An 18,510-nucleotide genomic window follows, 5' to 3' on the forward strand; every position below is an offset into this window, starting at 1 on the left:
TGCGCGTTAATGCGGCGTGCCAGCCTTTCACACCGACAGGCGCGGCGGCTCATCCGGCCAATGCTCGCGACAACAGGCTATCCACGCCTGCGCACTGCGCGACAGATAACTCCCTTCCCGCCAGATCAATCCCAGACTCCACTTCAGCTCCGATTCCAGCGGCAGCCACAGCAGCGACTGCTTATCCAGCCGCTGACAGATCGGCTCCGGCAGAATCGCCAGCCCCATCTCCGCCTGCACCATCGCCGCCAGAAAATCCCACTGTCCGCTGCGAACCGCCACCGTTGGCGTCAGGTTGAGCCGCTGAAACGCCTGCATCAGCTGACGATTCAGCGAGAACTCCTCATTAAAAATCAGCAGTGGATGCTCTGCCAGTTCTGCCAGTCCAATCTGCTGGCGGCTGAGCCACTCCGGGCGACGCGGCAGCAGTACGCAGAGCGGATGATGCATCAGGGGCAGGGTGTTCAGCGGCAGCTCGGCATCGACCGGTAGCGCGGTCAGGGCGATATCCAGACTGCCCGCCAGCACCGCCTGCTGGACGGTCAGACCGCCGAATTCAGAGATTTTCAGCTTCACACCGGGATAGCGGCGGCGAAACGCGGAAATCGAACCGGCGATCTGCATACCGACCATCGGCGGAATACCCAGTCGCAGCTCACCGGTTTTAAGCTGGTTGATGTCACCAATCTCCGCTTCCAGCTGATGAAACTGCTGCAGGATCGCCAGGCCGCGCTGATAGACCGCCTGGCCGCTGTCGGTGAGGTGCAGACGACGACCATCGCGCAGGATCAGCGTGCAGCCCAGCTCCTCCTCCAGCTGGCGCAACATTTTGCTGATGGTCGGTTGCGTCACAAACAGCTTCTGCGCCGCACGGGTAAAGCTTTGCTGGCGTACGACTTCAGTAAAGTAACGCAGGGCGCGGACATCCATAACTATTCCTTTCAGGCATGATTTCGATAATTTTAATTCATTTTTTTCACCTTCTGTTGACGATTTATACTGGTGACATCAATTTAATCGGGGAGACAAGGTGATGGCGTTAGCGCTCACTTTACGCAGCAACCGCGCAGTGCAATGGCTCAGCCTGCCGCTCCAGCTGGGTTTCTATATCGGCCTGTTTATCGCCTGCGACCGGCTGGTGAGCTGGCTGCATCTGCCGCTGCCCGCCAATATCGTCGGGATGCTGCTGCTGCTGGCGTTAATCGTGACGCGGATTGTGCCGCTGAACTGGGTGAAAGCCGGATCACGCTGGCTGCTGGCCGAGATGCTGCTGTTCTTTATTCCGGCGGTGGTGGCGGTGGTGAACTATGGCGATCTGCTGCGGGTTGATGGCTGGCGCATCTGTGTGGTGATTGGCGTCAGTACGCTGCTGGTGCTGGCCTCGACTGCCTGGGTGGTGGACCGGCTTTATCAGTATGAAGTCGCGCGCGCCGCGCGTAAGCAGGATCCGCATGCGTGATTTTCTTCTCAGCCTGCTGTGTGTAGCCGTTACGCTGCTGGTTTATGCGCTGAATAAACGGCTTTATCGCCGCTGGCGGACGCTGCTGCTGATGCCACTGGTGATGACGCCGCTGGTGCTGGTGGCATTGCTGCTGCTGACGCATATCAGCTGGCAGGATTACATCGCCGAAAACCACTGGCTGCTCTGGCTGCTGGGGCCAGCGACGCTGGCGTTTGCCGTACCGGTCTATGAGAACGTGGAAATTATTAAGCGCCACTGGCTGTCGCTGAGCGCGGGCGTAGTGACCGCGACGCTGGTCGCCGTCTGCAGTTCCGTCTGGCTGGCGCGGCTGTTAACCCTGCCGGAGTCGATTCAGCGCAGCCTGGCCGTGCGCTCTATCACCACGCCGTTTGCGCTGGCTGCGGCGGGTCCGATTGGCGGGCAGCCCGATCTGGTGGCGCTGTTCGTGGTGATCACGGGCGTGTTTGGCATGGCAATCGGCGACGTGCTGTTTCTGCGGCTCGCCATTAAGCAGGGCGTGGCGAAAGGCGCGGGATTCGGTGCGGCGTCCCACGGCGCCGGCACGGCACGCGCCTATCAGATTGGCCAGCAGGAGGGCGTGGTCGCCAGCCTGGTAATGATGCTCTCTGGCGTGGTGACCGTGGTGCTGGCTCCGCTGATTGGGCACCTGATGTGGACAATATAGGCTACACTCCGTCGCACAGGGGCTGGTCTGCGCTGAGACACGTATTTTTACGTAAAGTTTTCCAGATTTTGTTGTCTCCCCATTTCAGGCTGTTAACCTTGCGGCCGAATTAATTGTCCTTTCACGGAGTGGAATCATGTTTAAGCAACTTGTTGCCGGGAGCGCCCTCGGGCTGGTTTTAATGAGCGGTGCCGCTCAGGCGATTGAAGGCAGTGTTGATGTCAGCGAACACAACACCAACCTGAATGTGGGTCTGGGCACCACAACACCCGGTCTGTTTCTGAAAGGTAACTGGCTGCGTAGCGACCATGACGGCAGCACCTACGGTGCCGGTCTGGGTTACAACGTTGATTTCGGGCCGCTGCGTCTGGCGCCGACCGCAAAAGCGATCTTCACCCATCCTGAAGATGGAAAAGATGGATTTGCGGTGGCGCTGGGTGGTGCAGCACACTACAGCTTCAACAGCATGTGGGGCCTGTATGGCGAATATTATTACGCGCCAGAGTCTTTCACCGATCAGCTCGACAGCTATCAGGAAGCCGGTGGCGGCCTGAGCTTCACGCCGGTTTCACTGCTTAACCTGCGTGTGGGTTATCAGTACATCGAACTGAACAACAAAGATGGACGCAAAGATAACGTGCTGGTCGATGGCCCGTACGTGGGTGCATCGCTGCGCTTCTGATTCTGCTGCGCAAAAGAAGAGGGCGACTACTTCGGTAGCCGCCCTTTTTTATTGCCTGCTCGTTATGAACGAAAAGCCACGATCAGTGCGCTTTGCCCTGTTCGATGCCGGTGCCGGTCTGCGAGCGGATAAACTGTGCACGGAAGCGTGAACGTTCTTCTGCGCCCTGCTGCGAATGGTCGGTAATCGAGAAGAGCCAGATGCCCACAAAAGCCACCGCCATGGAGAACAGCGCCGGATACTCATAGGGGAAAATCGCCTTCGCGTTGCCCAGCACCTGTACCCACACCGTCGGGCCGAGGATCATCAGGATAACGGCGGTCAGCAGACCGAGCCAGCCGCCCACCATCGCGCCGCGCGTCGTGAGTTTTGACCAGTACATCGACAGCAGGATGATCGGGAAGTTACAGCTGGCCGCAATCGAGAAGGCCAGCCCGACCATAAAGGCGATGTTCTGTTTCTCAAACAGAATACCCAGCGCAATCGCCACCACGCCCAGCGCCAGCACGGTAATTTTTGAAACCCGCAGTTCATCTTTCTCGCTCGCCTGACCTTTACGATACACGCTGGCGTAGAGGTCGTGAGACACCGCCGACGCACCTGCCAGGGTTAAGCCTGCGACAACGGCCAGAATCGTGGCGAAGGCAACCGCAGAGATAAAGCCCAGGAAGGTGCTGCCGCCCACGGCGTTCGCCAGATGTACCGCCGCCATATTGGTGCCGCCAATCAGCGCGCCGCTGGCATCTTTAAAGGCCGGGTTAGCGCCCACCAGCAGGATGGCACCGAAGCCGATAATAAAGGTCAGGAAGTAGAAGTAGCCCATAAAACCGGTGGCCCAGAAGACGCTTTTACGTGCCTCTTTAGCATCCGCTACGGTGAAGAAGCGCATCAGGATATGCGGCAATCCGGCCGTACCAAACATCAGCCCCAGCCCCAGAGACAGCGCCGAGATAGGATCTTTAACCAGTCCGCCAGGCTGCATAATCGCGATGCCTTTTGGATGGACCGCCATCGCTTCGGTGAACAGCGTATTAAAACTGAAACCGGTCGCCTTCATTACCATGACCGCCATGAAGGTGGCACCAAACAGCAGCAGCACGGCTTTGATGATCTGCACCCAGGTGGTGGCCAGCATGCCGCCAAACAGCACATACATCACCATCAGAATGCCGACCAGGACTACCGCAACATGGTAGTTAAGGCCAAACAGCAGCTGGATCAGTTTACCGGCCCCGACCATCTGCGCGATCAGGTAGAGCGCCACGACCACCAGTGAGCCGCAGGCTGACAGGGTGCGGATCGGCATCTGCTTCAGACGATATGAGGCGACATCGGCAAACGTATAGCGACCCAGGTTGCGCAGTCGCTCGGCGATTAAAAACAGAATCATCGGCCAGCCAACCAGGAAGCCGAGCGAGTAGATCAGCCCGTCATAACCAGAGGTGTAAACCAGCGCCGAAATGCCCAGGAACGAGGCGGCCGACATGAAGTCACCCGCCATCGCCAGGCCATTCTGGAAGCCAGTGATATTGCCGCCCGCGGTGTAGTAGTCATTACGTGATCGGGTGCGCTTTGAGGCCCAGTAAGTAATTCCCAGCGTGGCCCCGACGAAAATCGTAAACATGATAATCGCCTGGTAGTTGGTCGCCTGGCGCTGCACGGCACCGGTTATCGCATCGGCAGCCATCGCTGAAAACGGCAGCATTAAGGCCAGCAGCCATAAGGTGAGACGAGTCATGATTTCACCTCGCTGAGGATCGCTTTCGTTAAACGGTCAAACTCACCGTTGGCACGCCAGACATAGACGCCGGTCAGCACAAACGACATCACAATCAGCCCGACCCCAATCGGGATACCGCGCGTGACGTTGGTGCCGGCATGCAGCGGCGTACCGAGCCAGCCGGGGGCAAACGCGATCAGCAGGATAAAGCCGACATAGAGCACCAGCATGATCAGCGACAGCAGCGTCGCGAACGCCTGACGCTTACGGACTAACTCATGAAAAAGGGGATTACGCTCAATCTGTTGATTGATGGCATCCTGATTCGAAAGGGCGTCATTCATCACATTTTCTCCAGAGGGCTTGCAGGCGAGAACCTCGCGACAGGGCGCGGATTCAGCTGGTTATAATATTTGTGACTACCGAAACAGACTGCGTAGGGCGGGTGTGGCGGGAAGCGATCTTCCCGCCGGACAGCGTGCGCTTAAGGCATTTTGATCGACTGTTTCTCCTCAAGCAGTTTTTCTACTACGCCAGGATCGGCGAGCGTAGAAGTATCACCAAGATTACTGGTATCTCCGGTGGCAATTTTGCGCAGAATACGCCGCATGATTTTGCCGGAGCGGGTTTTCGGCAGTGAGTCGGTCCAGTGCAGCACATCCGGTGTGGCTATCGGGCCAATCTCTTTACGGACCCACTGGCGCACTTCGGTATACAACTCCGGCGACGGCTCTTCGCCATGATTCAGCGTGATATAGGCATAAATCGCCTGGCCTTTGATGCTGTGCGGAATCCCCACTACCGCCGCTTCGGCAATTTTAGGGTGCGAGACCAGCGCCGATTCAATTTCGGCGGTGCCGAGTCGATGACCGGAAACATTGAGTACGTCATCGACGCGTCCGGTGATCCAGTAGTAGCCATCTTCATCACGACGGGCACCATCACCACTGAAGTAGACATTTTTAAAGGTAGAGAAGTAAGTCTGCTCGAAACGGTCGTGATCGCCATAGAGGGTACGTGCCTGACCCGGCCACGACTCGGTGATCACCAGATTGCCTTCACAGGCGCCTTCCTGTGGCTGACCTTCGTTATCCACCAGCGCGGGCTGCACGCCAAAGAACGGTCGGGTGGCGGAACCCGCTTTCAGTTCGGTCGCACCCGGCAGCGGCGTGATCATGAAGCCGCCGGTTTCGGTCTGCCACCAGGTATCAACAATCGGGCAGCGGCTGTTGCCGATTTTCTTGTAGTACCACTCCCAGGCTTCCGGGTTAATTGGCTCACCGACCGATCCCATAATGCGCAGGCTGCTGCGGTCGGTGCCGGCAATCGCCTTATCACCTTCCGCCATCAGCGCACGGATTGCAGTGGGCGCGGTGTAGAGCAGCGTGACTTTATGTTTATCGACCACTTCCGCCATACGGCTCGGCGTTGGCCAGTTTGGCACCCCTTCAAACATCAGTGTGGTGGCGCCACAGGCCAGCGGGCCATAAACCAGATAGCTGTGGCCCGTCACCCAGCCAACATCAGCGGTGCACCAGTAGATATCATCCTGATGGTAATCAAAGACGAACTTAAAGGTGGTCGCGGCATAGACCAGATACCCGCCGGTGGAGTGCAACACGCCTTTGGGTTTGCCGGTTGAACCGGAGGTATAAAGGATAAACAGCGGATCTTCTGCGCCGACTTCTGCGGCAGCGTGGTTGGTGCTCGCGTTCAGCATCAGGTCGTGCCACCACTGATCGCGGCCTTCAACCCAGCCCACATCTTTACCAGTGCGCTGGAACACCACCACGTTTTTCACGCTGGTGACATTGGGATTTTTTAACGCGTCATCGACATTTTTCTTCAGCGGAATGCTGCGACCGGCGCGGATCCCTTCATCGGCCGTGATTACCAGCGAGGCGCTGGAATCGACGATGCGGCCCGCGACCGCCTCTGGTGAGAAACCGCCAAAGATCACCGAGTGAACGGCACCGATACGCGCACAGGCCAGCATCGCTACTGCGGCTTCCGGCACCATCGGCATATAGATCGCCACCACGTCGCCTTTTTTCACTTCCAGCAGTTCCAGCACGTTGGCGAAGCGACAGACTTCGGCATGCAGCTGGCGGAAAGTCAGGGTTTTGCTTTCGCTGGCGTCGTCGCCTTCCCAGATAATCGCCGGGTGATCGCCGCGCGTGGCTAAATGACGGTCAAGGCAGTTTGCCGCCAGGTTGAGCGTGCCATCTTCGTACCAGCGAATGTTAATGTTACCTGGTGCAAACGAGCAGTTTTTCACTTTGCTGTAAGGCTTGATCCAGTCAAGGATTTTGCCCTGTTCGCCCCAGAAACTGTCTGGATCGTCGACAGATTGCTGATACATCGCCTGATACTGTTCTGCAGTAATCAGGGTGTTTGCTGCAATATTCTCTGGAACGGGATGTTTGTGTATTTGGCTCATGGCGGATCTCCTTGAAGATGTTAATGATATGTCAATCAATGGTTAATTAAAGCCTGCGCCAAAGCTTTGTTTCTTTTTTGCGCCACAGATCACGTGATACACATCCCCCAAGAAGCGTTAAGCCATTCTGATCTATCAGGTTAACGCTCTGGCGGCGCTGGAGAAGTCAGGCATCGCTTTTACGCTTTTATCCTGAATAAAAAGCGAGCAAACGCGCCGGATCAGTTTTTAATCGTTTCTGCATAGCTATGCGTAAATTCATCGAAGTAATACTTTTCATAACAGCAGGTTAGGGTTTTTCAGCTCCAGCAGCACTTTATGCTGCTTAGATGGTGAACTTTTAATCGGATCCGCCAGGGGTTGCATTTACCACAGTGAAAATGGTACTTATCTCGCCCCTGTTCTGCAGGTATCAACTCAGACCGCGTCTGAAAATGGGTATGGGAATCATCAGATTTTCATACGAGGCGCTGTTTCAAGACACCCTCTAATTTACCGGGCTTTTTGCTCACTCCCTGTGTGTATTGTCTTCTGCACCTTCGCAGTAGAGAGAAACGGGTTTTGACTGAGGAAATTACACGTTATGAAAGGTTTTAAAATCAGCCTGGCCTGGCAGATTCTGACAGCCCTGGTGCTTGGCATCGTTGTGGGTGCTGTGTTGCATAATCAGCCAGACAATCGTGAATGGTTAGTCACCAACATTCTCAGCCCGGCAGGCGATATCTTTATTCATCTTATCAAGATGATTGTGGTACCGATTGTGATTTCATCCCTGATTGTCGGCATCGCTGGCGTGGGTGATGCAAAGAAGCTGGGACGCATCGGCGTCAAAACGATTCTCTACTTTGAAGTGATCACCACCATTGCCATTGTGGTCGGTATTACGCTGGCCAACGTATTTCAACCCGGCACCGGCATTGATATGTCAACGCTGGCAACGGTGGACATCTCTAAATATGAAGCGACAACGGCAGAGGTACAGGGCGGTCCGCACAGCCTGGTGACCACCATTCTGTCGCTGATCCCGCAGAATATTTTCGCCTCAATGGCGAAGGGCGACATGCTGCCGATTATCTTTTTCTCGGTGCTGTTTGGCTTAGGCCTGTCGTCACTGCCGTCAGAACAGCGCGATCCGCTGGTGAACCTGTTCCGTGGCATTTCTGAAGCGATGTTTAAAGTGACGCACATGATCATGCGCTATGCCCCGGTGGGTGTGTTTGCGTTGATTGCGGTGACGATTGCTAACTTCGGCTTTGCCTCGCTCTGGCCGCTGGCTAAGCTGGTGTTGCTGGTTTACGCGGCAATTCTGTTCTTCGCCTTTGTGGTGCTGGGCGGAGTGGCGCGCTTCTGTAAGCTGCGGATTACCACGCTGATGCGTATCCTGAAGGATGAGCTGATTCTCTCTTACTCCACTTCCAGTTCGGAAACGGTGCTGCCGCGTATCATGGAGAAGATGGAAGCCTACGGCGCGCCGAAAGCGATCACCAGCTTCGTGGTGCCGACCGGTTATTCGTTTAATCTGGATGGTTCAACGCTTTATCAGAGTATCGCGGCGATCTTTATTGCGCAGCTGTATGGCATTGACCTGTCGCTGACCGACGAGATTGTGCTGGTAATAACGCTGATGGTGACCTCGAAAGGTATCGCTGGCGTGCCAGGCGTCTCCTTCGTAGTGCTGCTGGCCACGCTGGGCAGCGTCGGCATTCCTCTGGAAGGTCTGGCGTTTATCGCCGGTGTTGACCGCATCATGGATATGGCGCGTACCGCGCTGAACGTGGTTGGTAATGCGCTGGCGGTGCTGGTGATTGCCCGCTGGGAAAACCAGTTCGACGTCGAAAAGGCGAAAGAGTATGAGCTGGAGCTGCGGACACAGACCGCAAGCTGAACACGGCATTAACGTAAAAATGGGCTCAACGAAAGTTGGGCCTTTTTTTATGAGATTTTTCATGTCAGATATGCAGGTTGACCGAGAATTAAATAGTTATATTTTTATAACTATAATGCAGGCTTTCGAGGCAGTAACATTGTTATTATGATTGATTATGGTTATATTTCGTTGCGGTGAGTTGACTGTGGTCTTTGACAACATGGAGTGTTGACGGATGCCAGAAATTAACTGGACGAAAAAGGCATTGAAACAGCTTTATGGGCTGCCTCAGAAAGAGGGTAACGCTATTGAAGATGCTGTAGAGGCGCTGGCTAAATGGCCGGATATTCCCCATCTGAAAGTCGAAAAGCTGACTGATGATAAACAGAAGCGAATGAAGCTGGTAGTAGGTCACTACCGCGTACTCTGGAAGATAGAGAAAGGTCAGCCAGTAGTGATAGATATACTTGAAGTCGTAAGAAGAACATCGACCACGTACAAAAAGCGCTAGCAGTGTGGCAGGAGCAATGTGCGTCATCAATAAGTTCTGTGCAGCCGGGTTTAGCGTTCCGCAGCACAGGCAGACGATCAGACAGTGTTGCCTGCCGTACCAATAAGGAGTGATTACCCATGAATGCTATACAGTTTCTGACGGACGAGCGCGGGAACCGCACTGGTGCTGTCATCCCTATAGAGCTGTTTAATAAGCTCATGGCTGAACGTCATTTAGATGATGTGTTTGAGTCTGTCCCTTATGAAGTGGGTCCAGACGATGATGAAACGATTCCTCATGATGTAATGAAAATCAGCCGACGGCAATCCGTTCCTTTGCATGTTGCCTGGCGTTTGCATCGTCACATGTCACAGGAAGAGGTGGCGAATAAACTGGGCATCACGCAGGCTGGCGTGTCGAAGTTAGAGTCGAGAAAGAAACCTCAAAAACAAACGCTTGAGAAGCTGGCTGCTTTATATGGCTGCAGAACGTCACAACTTTATATTGATTAAATGGATGCGCGTTTAACCTGCGATTGGTGGGTTTTAATTGGCTGACGCGGCTCCCTCGCGATGTCGAATGGTGCCCTCAGAACCCATTATGAGGCAGGCAATTGCTCACTGTTTTCTGATACCTGAAGAGTAAAGCGTCCCACGCCAGGGACAAAAACGCCGGGAGCGTTTTTGAACAACGCAGAGCGTTGGCCCGGCAACGGGCGCACCTCATGGATGAGGTGCGTAATCGCGTGGGCCGAGCGTCATGGATGACGAATGCGTCTTTACGATCAGGTGAACCTATTCTGACCTGCACCAGTCTCCCAGCGATTCCACTAACATGCACCGCACCCAGGTCGTAATGCTTATACTCATCACTAACCCAACCTGATCTCCCGCAACATGACTCACCCCACATCCATCGAAAAAAGATCTCACCCAATGAATTAATCATTCGTTATGATAGTTAGTAATTTGAATAATTTATTCCTTTGCGGAGCCCGCCATGAAACTCGACCTCAGCCAGATGATCACCGAAGGCCGCAACCCGGCCAGCCAGAATATTGACGAACTCTCCACCGAAGCGATGCTGCGCGTCATCAATGATGAAGATAAAAAGGTGGCGCTGGCGGTTGAGGCCATCGTGCCGCAGATTGCCGCCGCCGTTGACGCCATCTGCGCCGCCTTCCAGGCCGGTGGACGACTGATCTATTGCGGCGCAGGCACCTCCGGTCGACTTGGCATACTGGATGCCAGCGAATGCCCACCTACCTTTGGCACACCCCGCGAGCAGGTTATCGGCCTGATTGCAGGAGGCCATACCGCCATACTCCAGGCGGTAGAAAACGCGGAAGACAACCGGGAGCAGGGCGCGCAGGATCTGAAAGATATCCACTTCAGCCGCCACGATGTGCTGGTTGGCATCGCCGCCAGCGGTCGCACACCCTACGTACTGGGTGCGCTGGCATACGCAAACGAACTTGGCGCGACCACTGTATCGCTCACCTGTAATCCAGGCAGCGCCATGTCGCAGGTTGCCGCGATTGCGCTCACGCCGGTGGTCGGCCCCGAAGTGATCACCGGGTCTTCTCGTATGAAAGCGGGCACGGCGCAAAAACTGGTGCTCAACATGCTCACTACCGGGTCGATGATCCGCAGCGGAAAAGTGTACGGCAACCTGATGGTCGATGTGGAAGCCACCAATCAGAAACTGGTGCAGCGTCAGGTTAACATCGTCATGCAGGCCACTGACTGTGATGAGGCGACGGCCAGCGCCGCGCTCACCGCCTGTGGCGGACACTGCAAAACCGCCATTCTGATGGTGCTGGCTGACCTGGCTGCCGATGAGGCGAAAGCGCTGCTCAGTCAGCATCAGGGCTTTATCCGTCAGGCTTTACAGGCAGCGGGAGCACGCTAATGGCCAGAATCACCGAGGCACTGTTGCGCGACATCCTGCAGGCGGTCGGTGGCGCGCAAAATATCGCGGCCTGTGGTCACTGCATGACGCGGCTCCGCCTGACGCTCAATCAGCCGGGAGAGAGTGATCTGGCACGGTTAAAAAGCCTGCCGGGTGTCTTAGGCGTTATCGACAGCGAGGCACAGTTGCAGATTGTGCTGGGGCCTGGCAAGGCGCAAACCGCCGCCGAAGGGATGCAGAACCTGCTGGCTCAGGGTGATACCGCGCTGGCACCGCAGGGCCAAACAGCGGAACTAAGCCTGCTTGCGGCGCAGCAGAAGCAGCAGCTAAAGGCGAAACAGACCAGCGGCGTGCATCAGTTCCTGTCGCGCTTCGCCACCATCTTCACTCCGCTGATTCCGGGCTTTATCGGCGCGGGGCTGCTGCTGGGATTTGCCACGCTGATTGAACAGAGTCTCCACCTCAATGCACCCGGTGACCACGCGCCCTGGCTGCTGCATACCGTGGCGTACATGAAAGTCTTCGGTAAAGGGTTGTTCACCTTTCTCAGCATCCTGATTGGCTACAACGCGCAGAAAGCGTTTGGCGGCAGCGGCGTCAATGGCGCAATCATCGCCTCGCTGTTTGTGCTCGGCTATGTGCCCACGGCCACCACCGGCTACTACAGCGGCATGGAAAACTTCTTTGGCCTGGCGATCGACCCGCGCGGCAACATTATTGGCGTGCTGATGGCGGCGATTATCGGGGCGTGGATTGAAAAACAGCTGCGCAAAATCATTCCCGACAATCTCGATATGATCCTCACCTCGCTGTTTACGCTGTTGATCACCGGCGCCATCACCTATCTGTTGATCATGCCGCTGGGCGGCGAACTGTTTAAAGGGATGTCGTGGCTGTTTATCCATCTCAATAACAATCCCTTTGGCTGTGCGCTGCTGGCCGGGCTGTTCCTGATCGCGGTGATGTTCGGCATCCATCAGGGCTTTATTCCGGTCTACTTTGCGCTGATGGAAACCCAGGGTTTTAACTCGCTCTTCCCGATTCTGGCGATGGCGGGAGCAGGCCAGGTCGGCGCATCACTGGCGTTGTGGTGCAAAGCAGAAAAAGGGGCGCTGCTGCGGGCGCAGATCAAAGGCGCTATCGTGCCGGGGCTGCTTGGCGTCGGTGAACCGCTGATCTACGGCGTCACTTTGCCGCGCCTCAAGCCCTTTATCACCGCCTGCGGCGGTGGTGCGCTGGGCGGGTTCTTTATCGGGCTGGTGGCGTGGCTGGGTTTGCCGGTCGGGATGAACACGGTATTCGGACCCTCCGGCCTGGTCACGCTGCCACTGATGACCTCCAGCCAGGGGATCTTCGCTGGCATGGCGGTCTATCTGGCCGGGCTGATGGTGGCCTGGATCGGCGGATTCCTGCTCACCTGGTGGTTTGGCACCCGTAATGTCGACCTCAGCTGACCCGCTGCCGGAATTCTCCAGTCCGGCTAACGGATGGATAATCAACCAAAAATGTGAAAGCCGCTACAAAGCGGCTTTATTATTGCCACTAATTTAACTTAAACGCTAAAGAGTAGGCAGAAGCATGCCGAAAACATAAAAAAAGGTAATCGTTATCTCTCAGCCCACAGTTTTCATGCCGACACTCAGACCGTCGCGTGCAGGACGTCGGGTCTCCAAGGACTTTTGATGCGTAACAACCAGCCTGTCTCTCAGCGTGAATATCTGTTCGACGATAATGCGACACTGATGTCGACCACCGATCTTAACAGCCACATCACCTACGCTAACGACGCGTTTATCGAGGCGAGCGGATTCACCGCCGACGAGATCAACGGCCAGCCGCATAACATGGTACGTCACCCCGATATGCCATCAGAAGCGTTTGCCGACATGTGGGCGACGCTGAAACAGGGTGAACCCTGGACGGCACTGGTCAAGAACCGCCGTAAAAATGGCGATCACTACTGGGTACGGGCCAACGCCATTCCGGTAGTACGCGACGGTAAAGTGCAGGGCTACATGTCGGTGCGCACCAAACCCACGGCAGAGGAAGTGCGTCAGACTGAGGTGCTCTATCAGGATTTTCGTGAAGGGCGCGCCAGAGGGCGACGTTTTCACAAAGGCCTGCTGGTTCGCAGCGGCTGGCGTCGTCCCGCCTCAATCCTGAAGACGCTGCCCCTTCGCTGGCGGATCCGCACAACGCTGCTGACGTTACTGCCCCTCTCGGTGGCAGGCGTCTGGGCGCTGGGCATGACGCCCACGGCACTGGCAGGCTTTACCGCGGGAATGGTTGCGCTGCTTCTGCTCTGCAGCCTGTGGCTGGAGCAGCAGATTTCACGCCCTATTGAGCGGATGTGCAAACAGGCGCTGAGCGTGGCAACCGGTGCCAGCCATAAAGTGGAGCAGATGGACCGCGTTGATGAGGTGGGTGTGACGCTGCGCGCCATCGGTCAGCTCGGATTGATGTTCCGCTGGCTGGTGGATGATGTCAGCGGCCAGGCGATCAACGTGCTGAGCGCCAGCGACGCCATCGCCCGCAGCAACAACGAACTCAGCCGCCGTACCGAGCAGGCGGCTGCCAATGTGCAGCAGACTGCGGCCACCATGAACGAAATGACCGCCACGGTGAAGAGCAACACTGAAACTGCGCATGAGGCGAATACCCTCTCAGCCGGCACCAGCCATGCTGCCAGCAAAGGCGGCGAGGTGATGACCGAAATGATGGGCATGATGGGCGAAATTGCTGACAGTTCAAAGCGGATTGCCAATATTACCAGCGTTATCGACGGGATTGCGTTCCAGACCAATATCCTGGCACTGAACGCCGCCGTGGAAGCGGCGCGGGCCGGTGAGCAGGGCAAAGGCTTTGCGGTGGTCGCCGGAGAAGTGCGCAGCCTGGCGCAGCGCAGCGCCAAAGCCGCGAGCGAAATCAAAATGCTGGTTGAAACCAGCGCCAGCCGGGTCAACTCGGGCAATGAGCACGCCAGCGCGGCAGGCCGCACGATGCAGGATATCGTGTCGCAGGTGCAGAATGTCACCGCACTGATCGCCCAGATCAGTGCCGCCACGGCCGAACAGGCGACCGCGCTCAGCGAAGTCAGTTCAGCGGTGGAAGATCTTGATGATATCACCCACCAGAACGCCGCCCGCGTGACAGAAAGCGCTGAGGCTTCAGGTCGCATGACCCATCAGGCTAACCGTCTGGTCGAAGCGATCAGCGTCTTTCGTTAAGAGAAGAGATTCAGCGGCCCGGTTAAGAGGCCAGCGCCTGCGTGCCGTCGCGTCCGGCACGCAGTGCGCCTGGTGACTGACCGACAATCCGTTTAAAGGCGCGACTGAATGCCGCAATCGAGCCGTAGCCGAGATGATAAGCCACGGCTTCCACCGCTTCACCGTTGTTCACAATCCGCTGCACCGCCAGCCGCATCCGCAACTCCGTCAGATAGCGCAGCGGCGTCATACCGGTGGCATTGAGAAACCGTCCGGCAAACACTGAGCGCGAACAGCCTGCCACGCTGGCCAGCCGCGCCACCGTCCAGTTTTCGCCTGGCTCCCGATGCATCGCAGCAATCGCCTGACTCAGACGTGGATCGCGCATCGCCTGCACCAGCCCACTGCGCTCGCCGCAGCCGTTCTCTACCCAGCCGCGCACAATCAGCGCGGCAACCACGTCTGCCAGACGCGACAGAATACCGGCGAATCCCGCCTGGCGGGTGAGCGACTCCCGCTCCATCGCCGCCAGAATCGGCTGAATCTCCGGGTATTGCGACAGCAGAGTACTCACCAGCATCACATCGGGCATGGTATTGATCAGCGGCTGCATGCCGCCGAGCTCAAACGCCATGCAGGCGCTGAATAACAGCACGCTGTGCTCGTCATCACAGGCATCTTCCGGGGCTGCAATGGCGCAGACGCTGTCGCAGAGCGGCTTGCTCGCCATGTTCTTAATACACTGGCAGCTCGCCTCCTCACTGGAGATCAGGCTGTGGGGTTTGCCGTGCGGCACCAGCAGCGCATCGCCGCTGTTGAGCTGAAACACCTCGCCGGAGGCGCTGCGCACCATCAGTGAGCCGCGTCCGACAAAGTGGAACTGCGCCCGGCCCGGCGCGTGATCATAACGCAGCCCAAACGGCGCGCTCACTGCGATACGCTGATAGTTCACGCCATAGAGGCGCATCCCCATCAGCAGCTCACTGGTCAGATCTCCATAGTGGCTCATGTGATTCCAGACGAATTATCAAAAATGAAGGTGTAAGCATCATAGATCGTCCTGACACGGCGTTCTATGCTCACACTCACTTTTTTTATCTTCCGGAGAAGCAGCATGAGTCTGACAACCGAAGTGGCTGATGAGGTTTCCTCGCCGACCCGTCCCGCGTGGGGCGCGGTATTTGCTATGGCATTTGGGGTGTTCAGCCTCATCACCGCCGAATTTTTACCCGTGAGTCTGCTGACGCCGATGGCCCACAGCCTCGGCGTATCCGAAGGCCAGGCGGGACAGACCGTCACCATCACCGCGCTGGTGGCGCTGTTTACCAGTCTGGTCACCGGCAGCGTCACGCGGCGCATCGACCGCCGCATCGTCATGCTGGTGTTTTCGTTGTTGCTGATCGCGTCGGCACTGATGGTGGCGTTTGCGGCTGACCTGACGGTGATCCTGCTGGCGCGGGTGCTACTGGGTATGGCCATTGGCGGCTTCTGGACACTCTCAACCGCCATCACCATGCGCCTGGTTCCCAACGATCAGGTGCCGCGTGCGCTCTCTATCGTCTTCAGCGGTATCTCGCTGGCGACGATTATCGCTACGCCACTGGGCAGCTATCTCGGCGGACTGGTGGGCTGGCGCAACATCTTTATGCTGACTGCCGGACTGGGTGCGGTGGCGCTGCTGTGGCAGTTCTTTACCCTGCCCGCCATGCCGGCAGAGAACAAAGCCCGCAACGGCGGGGTGCTGGCGCTGCTGCGTATTGGTGTGATGCGCTGGGGAATGCTGGCGGTAATCATGATGTTTACCGGTCACTTCGCCTTCTTTACCTATCTGCGTCCATTTCTGGAAAGCGTTGCGCAGCTCAACCTCAATCAGCTGTCGCTGGTGCTGCTGGCCTTTGGTGTGGCGAACTTCTTTGGCACCTCGCTGGCCGGTTTCCTGGTCACCCGCAGCGTATCACTGACCCTGAGTGGCATGGCGCTGTTGATGAGTGTCACCGCGCTGCTGCTGGTGAGCTTTGGCGATGTCAGCTGGATGGTAGGTGCAGGCGTGGCGATCTGGGGTATGGCGTTTGGTTCGATGCCAACCGGCTGGTCAACCTGGATTTCGCGCGCGGTGCCGGATGATGCGGAGTCGGGCGGCGGTTTACTGGTTGCCACCATCCAGCTGGCGATTACTGTCGGCGCGGCGGCGGGCGGCTGGATGTTTGACCTGCGCGGCGCAGGCGGTGTGTTCGTTGCCAGCGGAGTGCTGATGCTGCTGGCCGCGCTGACCATCTTCACCCGGGTACGACATCACGGTTAAATCCTCAAGGGCAGCAATATATGCTGCCTTTTTTTATGGGCGTAGATTATTAACCTTTTGAGTGATAACTGTGCGAAATGTGCTTTTTATCATCAATTTTACTGAACGAGTTAAGCAAAACCCTCCGCTTTTTACTGATCAACTTCCGGACTAATATATCTATCAACAAGGCAGCACGCCTTACCTGATAAAAATTAACCGAGGAATTGACCATGAAATCTATCAAAACTTTTGCAGCTGTTATCGCGCTTTCTGTTCTGCCATTCGCCAGCTTCGCCCAATCTGTGACCGCCATCGACTCTACGCTGGATGGTGCTGAAGCGAAAATCGCTGCGCAGGCTCAGGAAGCTGGTGCTTCATATAAAATCACTGAAGCTTACACCAACAACGGCGTTCACATGACCGCTGAGCTGCTGAAATAAGTTAAGTTTTACCCTCTTGTGCTGACAGGACGCCTTTGGGCGTCCTGGCGGCGTTTATCCGCTAATAATCCTGTCCCTTTCCCCCCGAAATAATTATTATTCTCAAAAACAATTCTGCATCTGACTGCTGGTCAGCTGTTTCTGGTTGCAATGTCGGGCTTTCTTTTCACTGCGTCTGCAGTGGATTAACTATGGAGAAGTTATGAAAGCGATTACCAATACGTGCCGGACCCTGCGTCCGCTGTTACTGGCTACGGCCCTGTTCTCTGCCTCAGGATGGCTGGCGGTGCAGGCTGAAGATCTCAATCAGGCTGTGGGTAAAGGCGTCTATGAACTGGCAGTCAGCCCGAAAGATAACGCGCTGTTCGTGGCGACAGCGCAGAACAGCAGCGGTGACGGCGGCACAGTTTTCCGTCTCGACCCGGCTACGCTGGCGGTACAGCAGTCGATCAATACGGAGCTGAAATCTTTCGGCGCGGCGATCAACCCGCAAACCAACGTGCTCTACATCGGCAACACCGTAAACGGCTCGGTTACGGCCATTGACGCCAGCAGCGGCAAAGTGCTCAACACGCTGGTGCTGGATAGCCGTAAGCGCAGTGAGACAGTGCGCCCATTGCAGCCGCGTCAGGTGGCGGTTGATGCTAAAACTAACCGGGTTTATATCACCGGCCTGGGACCGCAAAGCGTGGTCTGGGTGGTGGATGGCAGCACGCTGAAGCTTGTCAGTACCATCCCGAATACCGGTAAAATGGGCACCGGCCTGGCGGTAGATTCAGACGCGCAAAAGGTCTACGTCACCAACGGTGATGGTGAACTGGTGACGATCAATGCGCGCACCAATGCCATTGAGAAAAAGCAGAAGATTGACGGAGATAAAGAGCACTTCTTCCTGAACATCGCGCTGGATACGCGCGGTCAGCGCGCCTTCCTGACAGATTCAAAGCAGGCGCAGGTGCTGGTGGTTGATCTGCGTAATCAGCAGGTGATTCAGCGGATTGATGTGCCGGAATCACTGGCGGTGCTGTTTAATGGTGAGCGCGATGAGCTTTATGTCACCCATCGCAAAGCGGGTGAAGTCAGCATCATCGACGCCAGCAGCTATAAGGTGAAGCGCACGGTAAAAACCCCGGCGCTGCCTAACAGTCTGGCACTCTCGGCAGATGGCAAGGTGCTTTATGTCAGCGTGAAACAGCCTGGCTCGCGTAAGGCGCCGCCAAAAAATCCTGACAGCGTGATGCGTATTGCACTGTAAGGCGTGACGTCCCGGACACTACTGTGTTGAAGCTGTTTTACATCCGGTCTTTGTAAACGAGAAAG

Annotated in this window: 17 protein-coding genes; 12 read left to right on the plus strand and 5 right to left on the minus strand. The window is 56.4% G+C overall.

Annotated elements, in window-relative coordinates; all coding sequences use genetic code 11:
- Positions 1-27: 27 nt before the first annotated feature.
- The gene (locus HFD95_RS12830; RefSeq protein ID WP_167430326.1) at positions 28-930 is read right to left on the minus strand and encodes a LysR family transcriptional regulator; all 903 of its coding nucleotides are present in this window, start codon (positions 928-930) and stop codon (positions 28-30) included.
- A 103-nt stretch (positions 931-1,033) separates the two neighbouring features.
- Between HFD95_RS12830 and HFD95_RS12835 the strand changes: the two genes are divergently transcribed.
- The 3 genes from HFD95_RS12835 to HFD95_RS12845 all read left to right on the plus strand — a co-directional run bounded on the left by HFD95_RS12835 (position 1,034) and on the right by HFD95_RS12845 (position 2,829).
- A complete protein-coding gene (locus HFD95_RS12835; protein ID WP_010672051.1) occupies positions 1,034-1,459 on the plus strand; it encodes a CidA/LrgA family protein in 426 nt (141 codons plus the stop codon).
- Positions 1,452-2,147, plus strand: a complete 696-nt coding sequence (locus HFD95_RS12840; protein ID WP_060681529.1) for an LrgB family protein — start codon at positions 1,452-1,454, stop codon at positions 2,145-2,147. Before HFD95_RS12835 ends, HFD95_RS12840 begins: the two co-directional genes overlap by 8 nt.
- A gap of 136 nt (positions 2,148-2,283) precedes the next feature.
- Positions 2,284-2,829 (plus strand): YfaZ family outer membrane protein, encoded by a 546-nt coding sequence (locus tag HFD95_RS12845; RefSeq protein ID WP_010252147.1) that lies wholly within the window; start codon positions 2,284-2,286, stop codon positions 2,827-2,829.
- An 82-nt stretch (positions 2,830-2,911) separates the two neighbouring features.
- On the opposite strand, the gene HFD95_RS12850 is transcribed toward HFD95_RS12845, so the two are convergent.
- From HFD95_RS12850 to acs, 3 genes are all read right to left on the minus strand, one after another.
- Positions 2,912-4,567 (minus strand): cation acetate symporter, encoded by a 1,656-nt coding sequence (locus HFD95_RS12850; protein WP_124889609.1) that lies wholly within the window; start codon positions 4,565-4,567, stop codon positions 2,912-2,914.
- On the minus strand, positions 4,564-4,893 hold the full coding sequence (locus tag HFD95_RS12855; RefSeq protein WP_010252143.1) for a DUF485 domain-containing protein: 330 nt from the start codon (positions 4,891-4,893) through the stop codon (positions 4,564-4,566). Before HFD95_RS12855 ends, HFD95_RS12850 begins: the two co-directional genes overlap by 4 nt.
- A gap of 140 nt (positions 4,894-5,033) precedes the next feature.
- Entirely contained in the window at positions 5,034-6,989 is a 1,956-nt protein-coding gene (gene acs, locus HFD95_RS12860; RefSeq protein ID WP_010252142.1) for an acetate--CoA ligase, read from the minus strand.
- 583 nt (positions 6,990-7,572) lie between these two features.
- Between acs and gltP the strand changes: the two genes are divergently transcribed.
- The 6 genes from gltP to HFD95_RS12890 all read left to right on the plus strand — a co-directional run bounded on the left by gltP (position 7,573) and on the right by HFD95_RS12890 (position 14,487).
- Positions 7,573-8,874 (plus strand): glutamate/aspartate:proton symporter GltP, encoded by a 1,302-nt coding sequence (gltP, locus tag HFD95_RS12865; protein WP_010252141.1) that lies wholly within the window; start codon positions 7,573-7,575, stop codon positions 8,872-8,874.
- A 217-nt stretch (positions 8,875-9,091) separates the two neighbouring features.
- Entirely contained in the window at positions 9,092-9,367 is a 276-nt protein-coding gene (locus HFD95_RS12870) for a type II toxin-antitoxin system RelE/ParE family toxin (protein WP_010252139.1), read from the plus strand.
- Between the two features lie 119 nt (positions 9,368-9,486).
- Entirely contained in the window at positions 9,487-9,861 is a 375-nt protein-coding gene (locus tag HFD95_RS12875; protein ID WP_022625226.1) for a helix-turn-helix domain-containing protein, read from the plus strand.
- A 487-nt stretch (positions 9,862-10,348) separates the two neighbouring features.
- Complete coding sequence (gene murQ / locus HFD95_RS12880; protein WP_167430327.1) at positions 10,349-11,260, plus strand: N-acetylmuramic acid 6-phosphate etherase; 912 nt, start codon at positions 10,349-10,351, stop codon at positions 11,258-11,260.
- Positions 11,260-12,714 (plus strand): PTS N-acetylmuramic acid transporter subunit IIBC, encoded by a 1,455-nt coding sequence (gene murP / locus HFD95_RS12885; RefSeq protein ID WP_124889610.1) that lies wholly within the window; start codon positions 11,260-11,262, stop codon positions 12,712-12,714. Before murQ ends, murP begins: the two co-directional genes overlap by 1 nt.
- 228 nt (positions 12,715-12,942) lie before the next feature.
- Positions 12,943-14,487 (plus strand): PAS domain-containing methyl-accepting chemotaxis protein, encoded by a 1,545-nt coding sequence (locus HFD95_RS12890; RefSeq protein WP_033780425.1) that lies wholly within the window; start codon positions 12,943-12,945, stop codon positions 14,485-14,487.
- 22 nt (positions 14,488-14,509) lie between these two features.
- Here HFD95_RS12890 and HFD95_RS12895 read toward each other — a convergent pair whose 3' ends face one another.
- Complete coding sequence (locus HFD95_RS12895) at positions 14,510-15,475, minus strand: AraC family transcriptional regulator (RefSeq protein WP_033770846.1); 966 nt, start codon at positions 15,473-15,475, stop codon at positions 14,510-14,512.
- Between the two features lie 105 nt (positions 15,476-15,580).
- Between HFD95_RS12895 and HFD95_RS12900 the strand changes: the two genes are divergently transcribed.
- From HFD95_RS12900 to HFD95_RS12910, 3 genes are all read left to right on the plus strand, one after another.
- Positions 15,581-16,768: an MFS transporter gene (locus HFD95_RS12900; RefSeq protein ID WP_167430328.1), complete on the plus strand. Its 1,188-nt coding sequence runs from the start codon at positions 15,581-15,583 to the stop codon at positions 16,766-16,768.
- A 212-nt stretch (positions 16,769-16,980) separates the two neighbouring features.
- Positions 16,981-17,190 (plus strand): DUF1471 domain-containing protein, encoded by a 210-nt coding sequence (locus HFD95_RS12905; RefSeq protein WP_009092571.1) that lies wholly within the window; start codon positions 16,981-16,983, stop codon positions 17,188-17,190.
- A gap of 202 nt (positions 17,191-17,392) precedes the next feature.
- Positions 17,393-18,445, plus strand: a complete 1,053-nt coding sequence (locus HFD95_RS12910; RefSeq protein ID WP_061901847.1) for a YncE family protein — start codon at positions 17,393-17,395, stop codon at positions 18,443-18,445.
- The last annotated feature ends 65 nt before the right edge of the window (positions 18,446-18,510 follow it).

Source organism: Pantoea sp. EKM10T (genome assembly GCF_011800685.1).
Classification (GTDB): Bacteria; Pseudomonadota; Gammaproteobacteria; order Enterobacterales; family Enterobacteriaceae; genus Pantoea; species Pantoea agglomerans.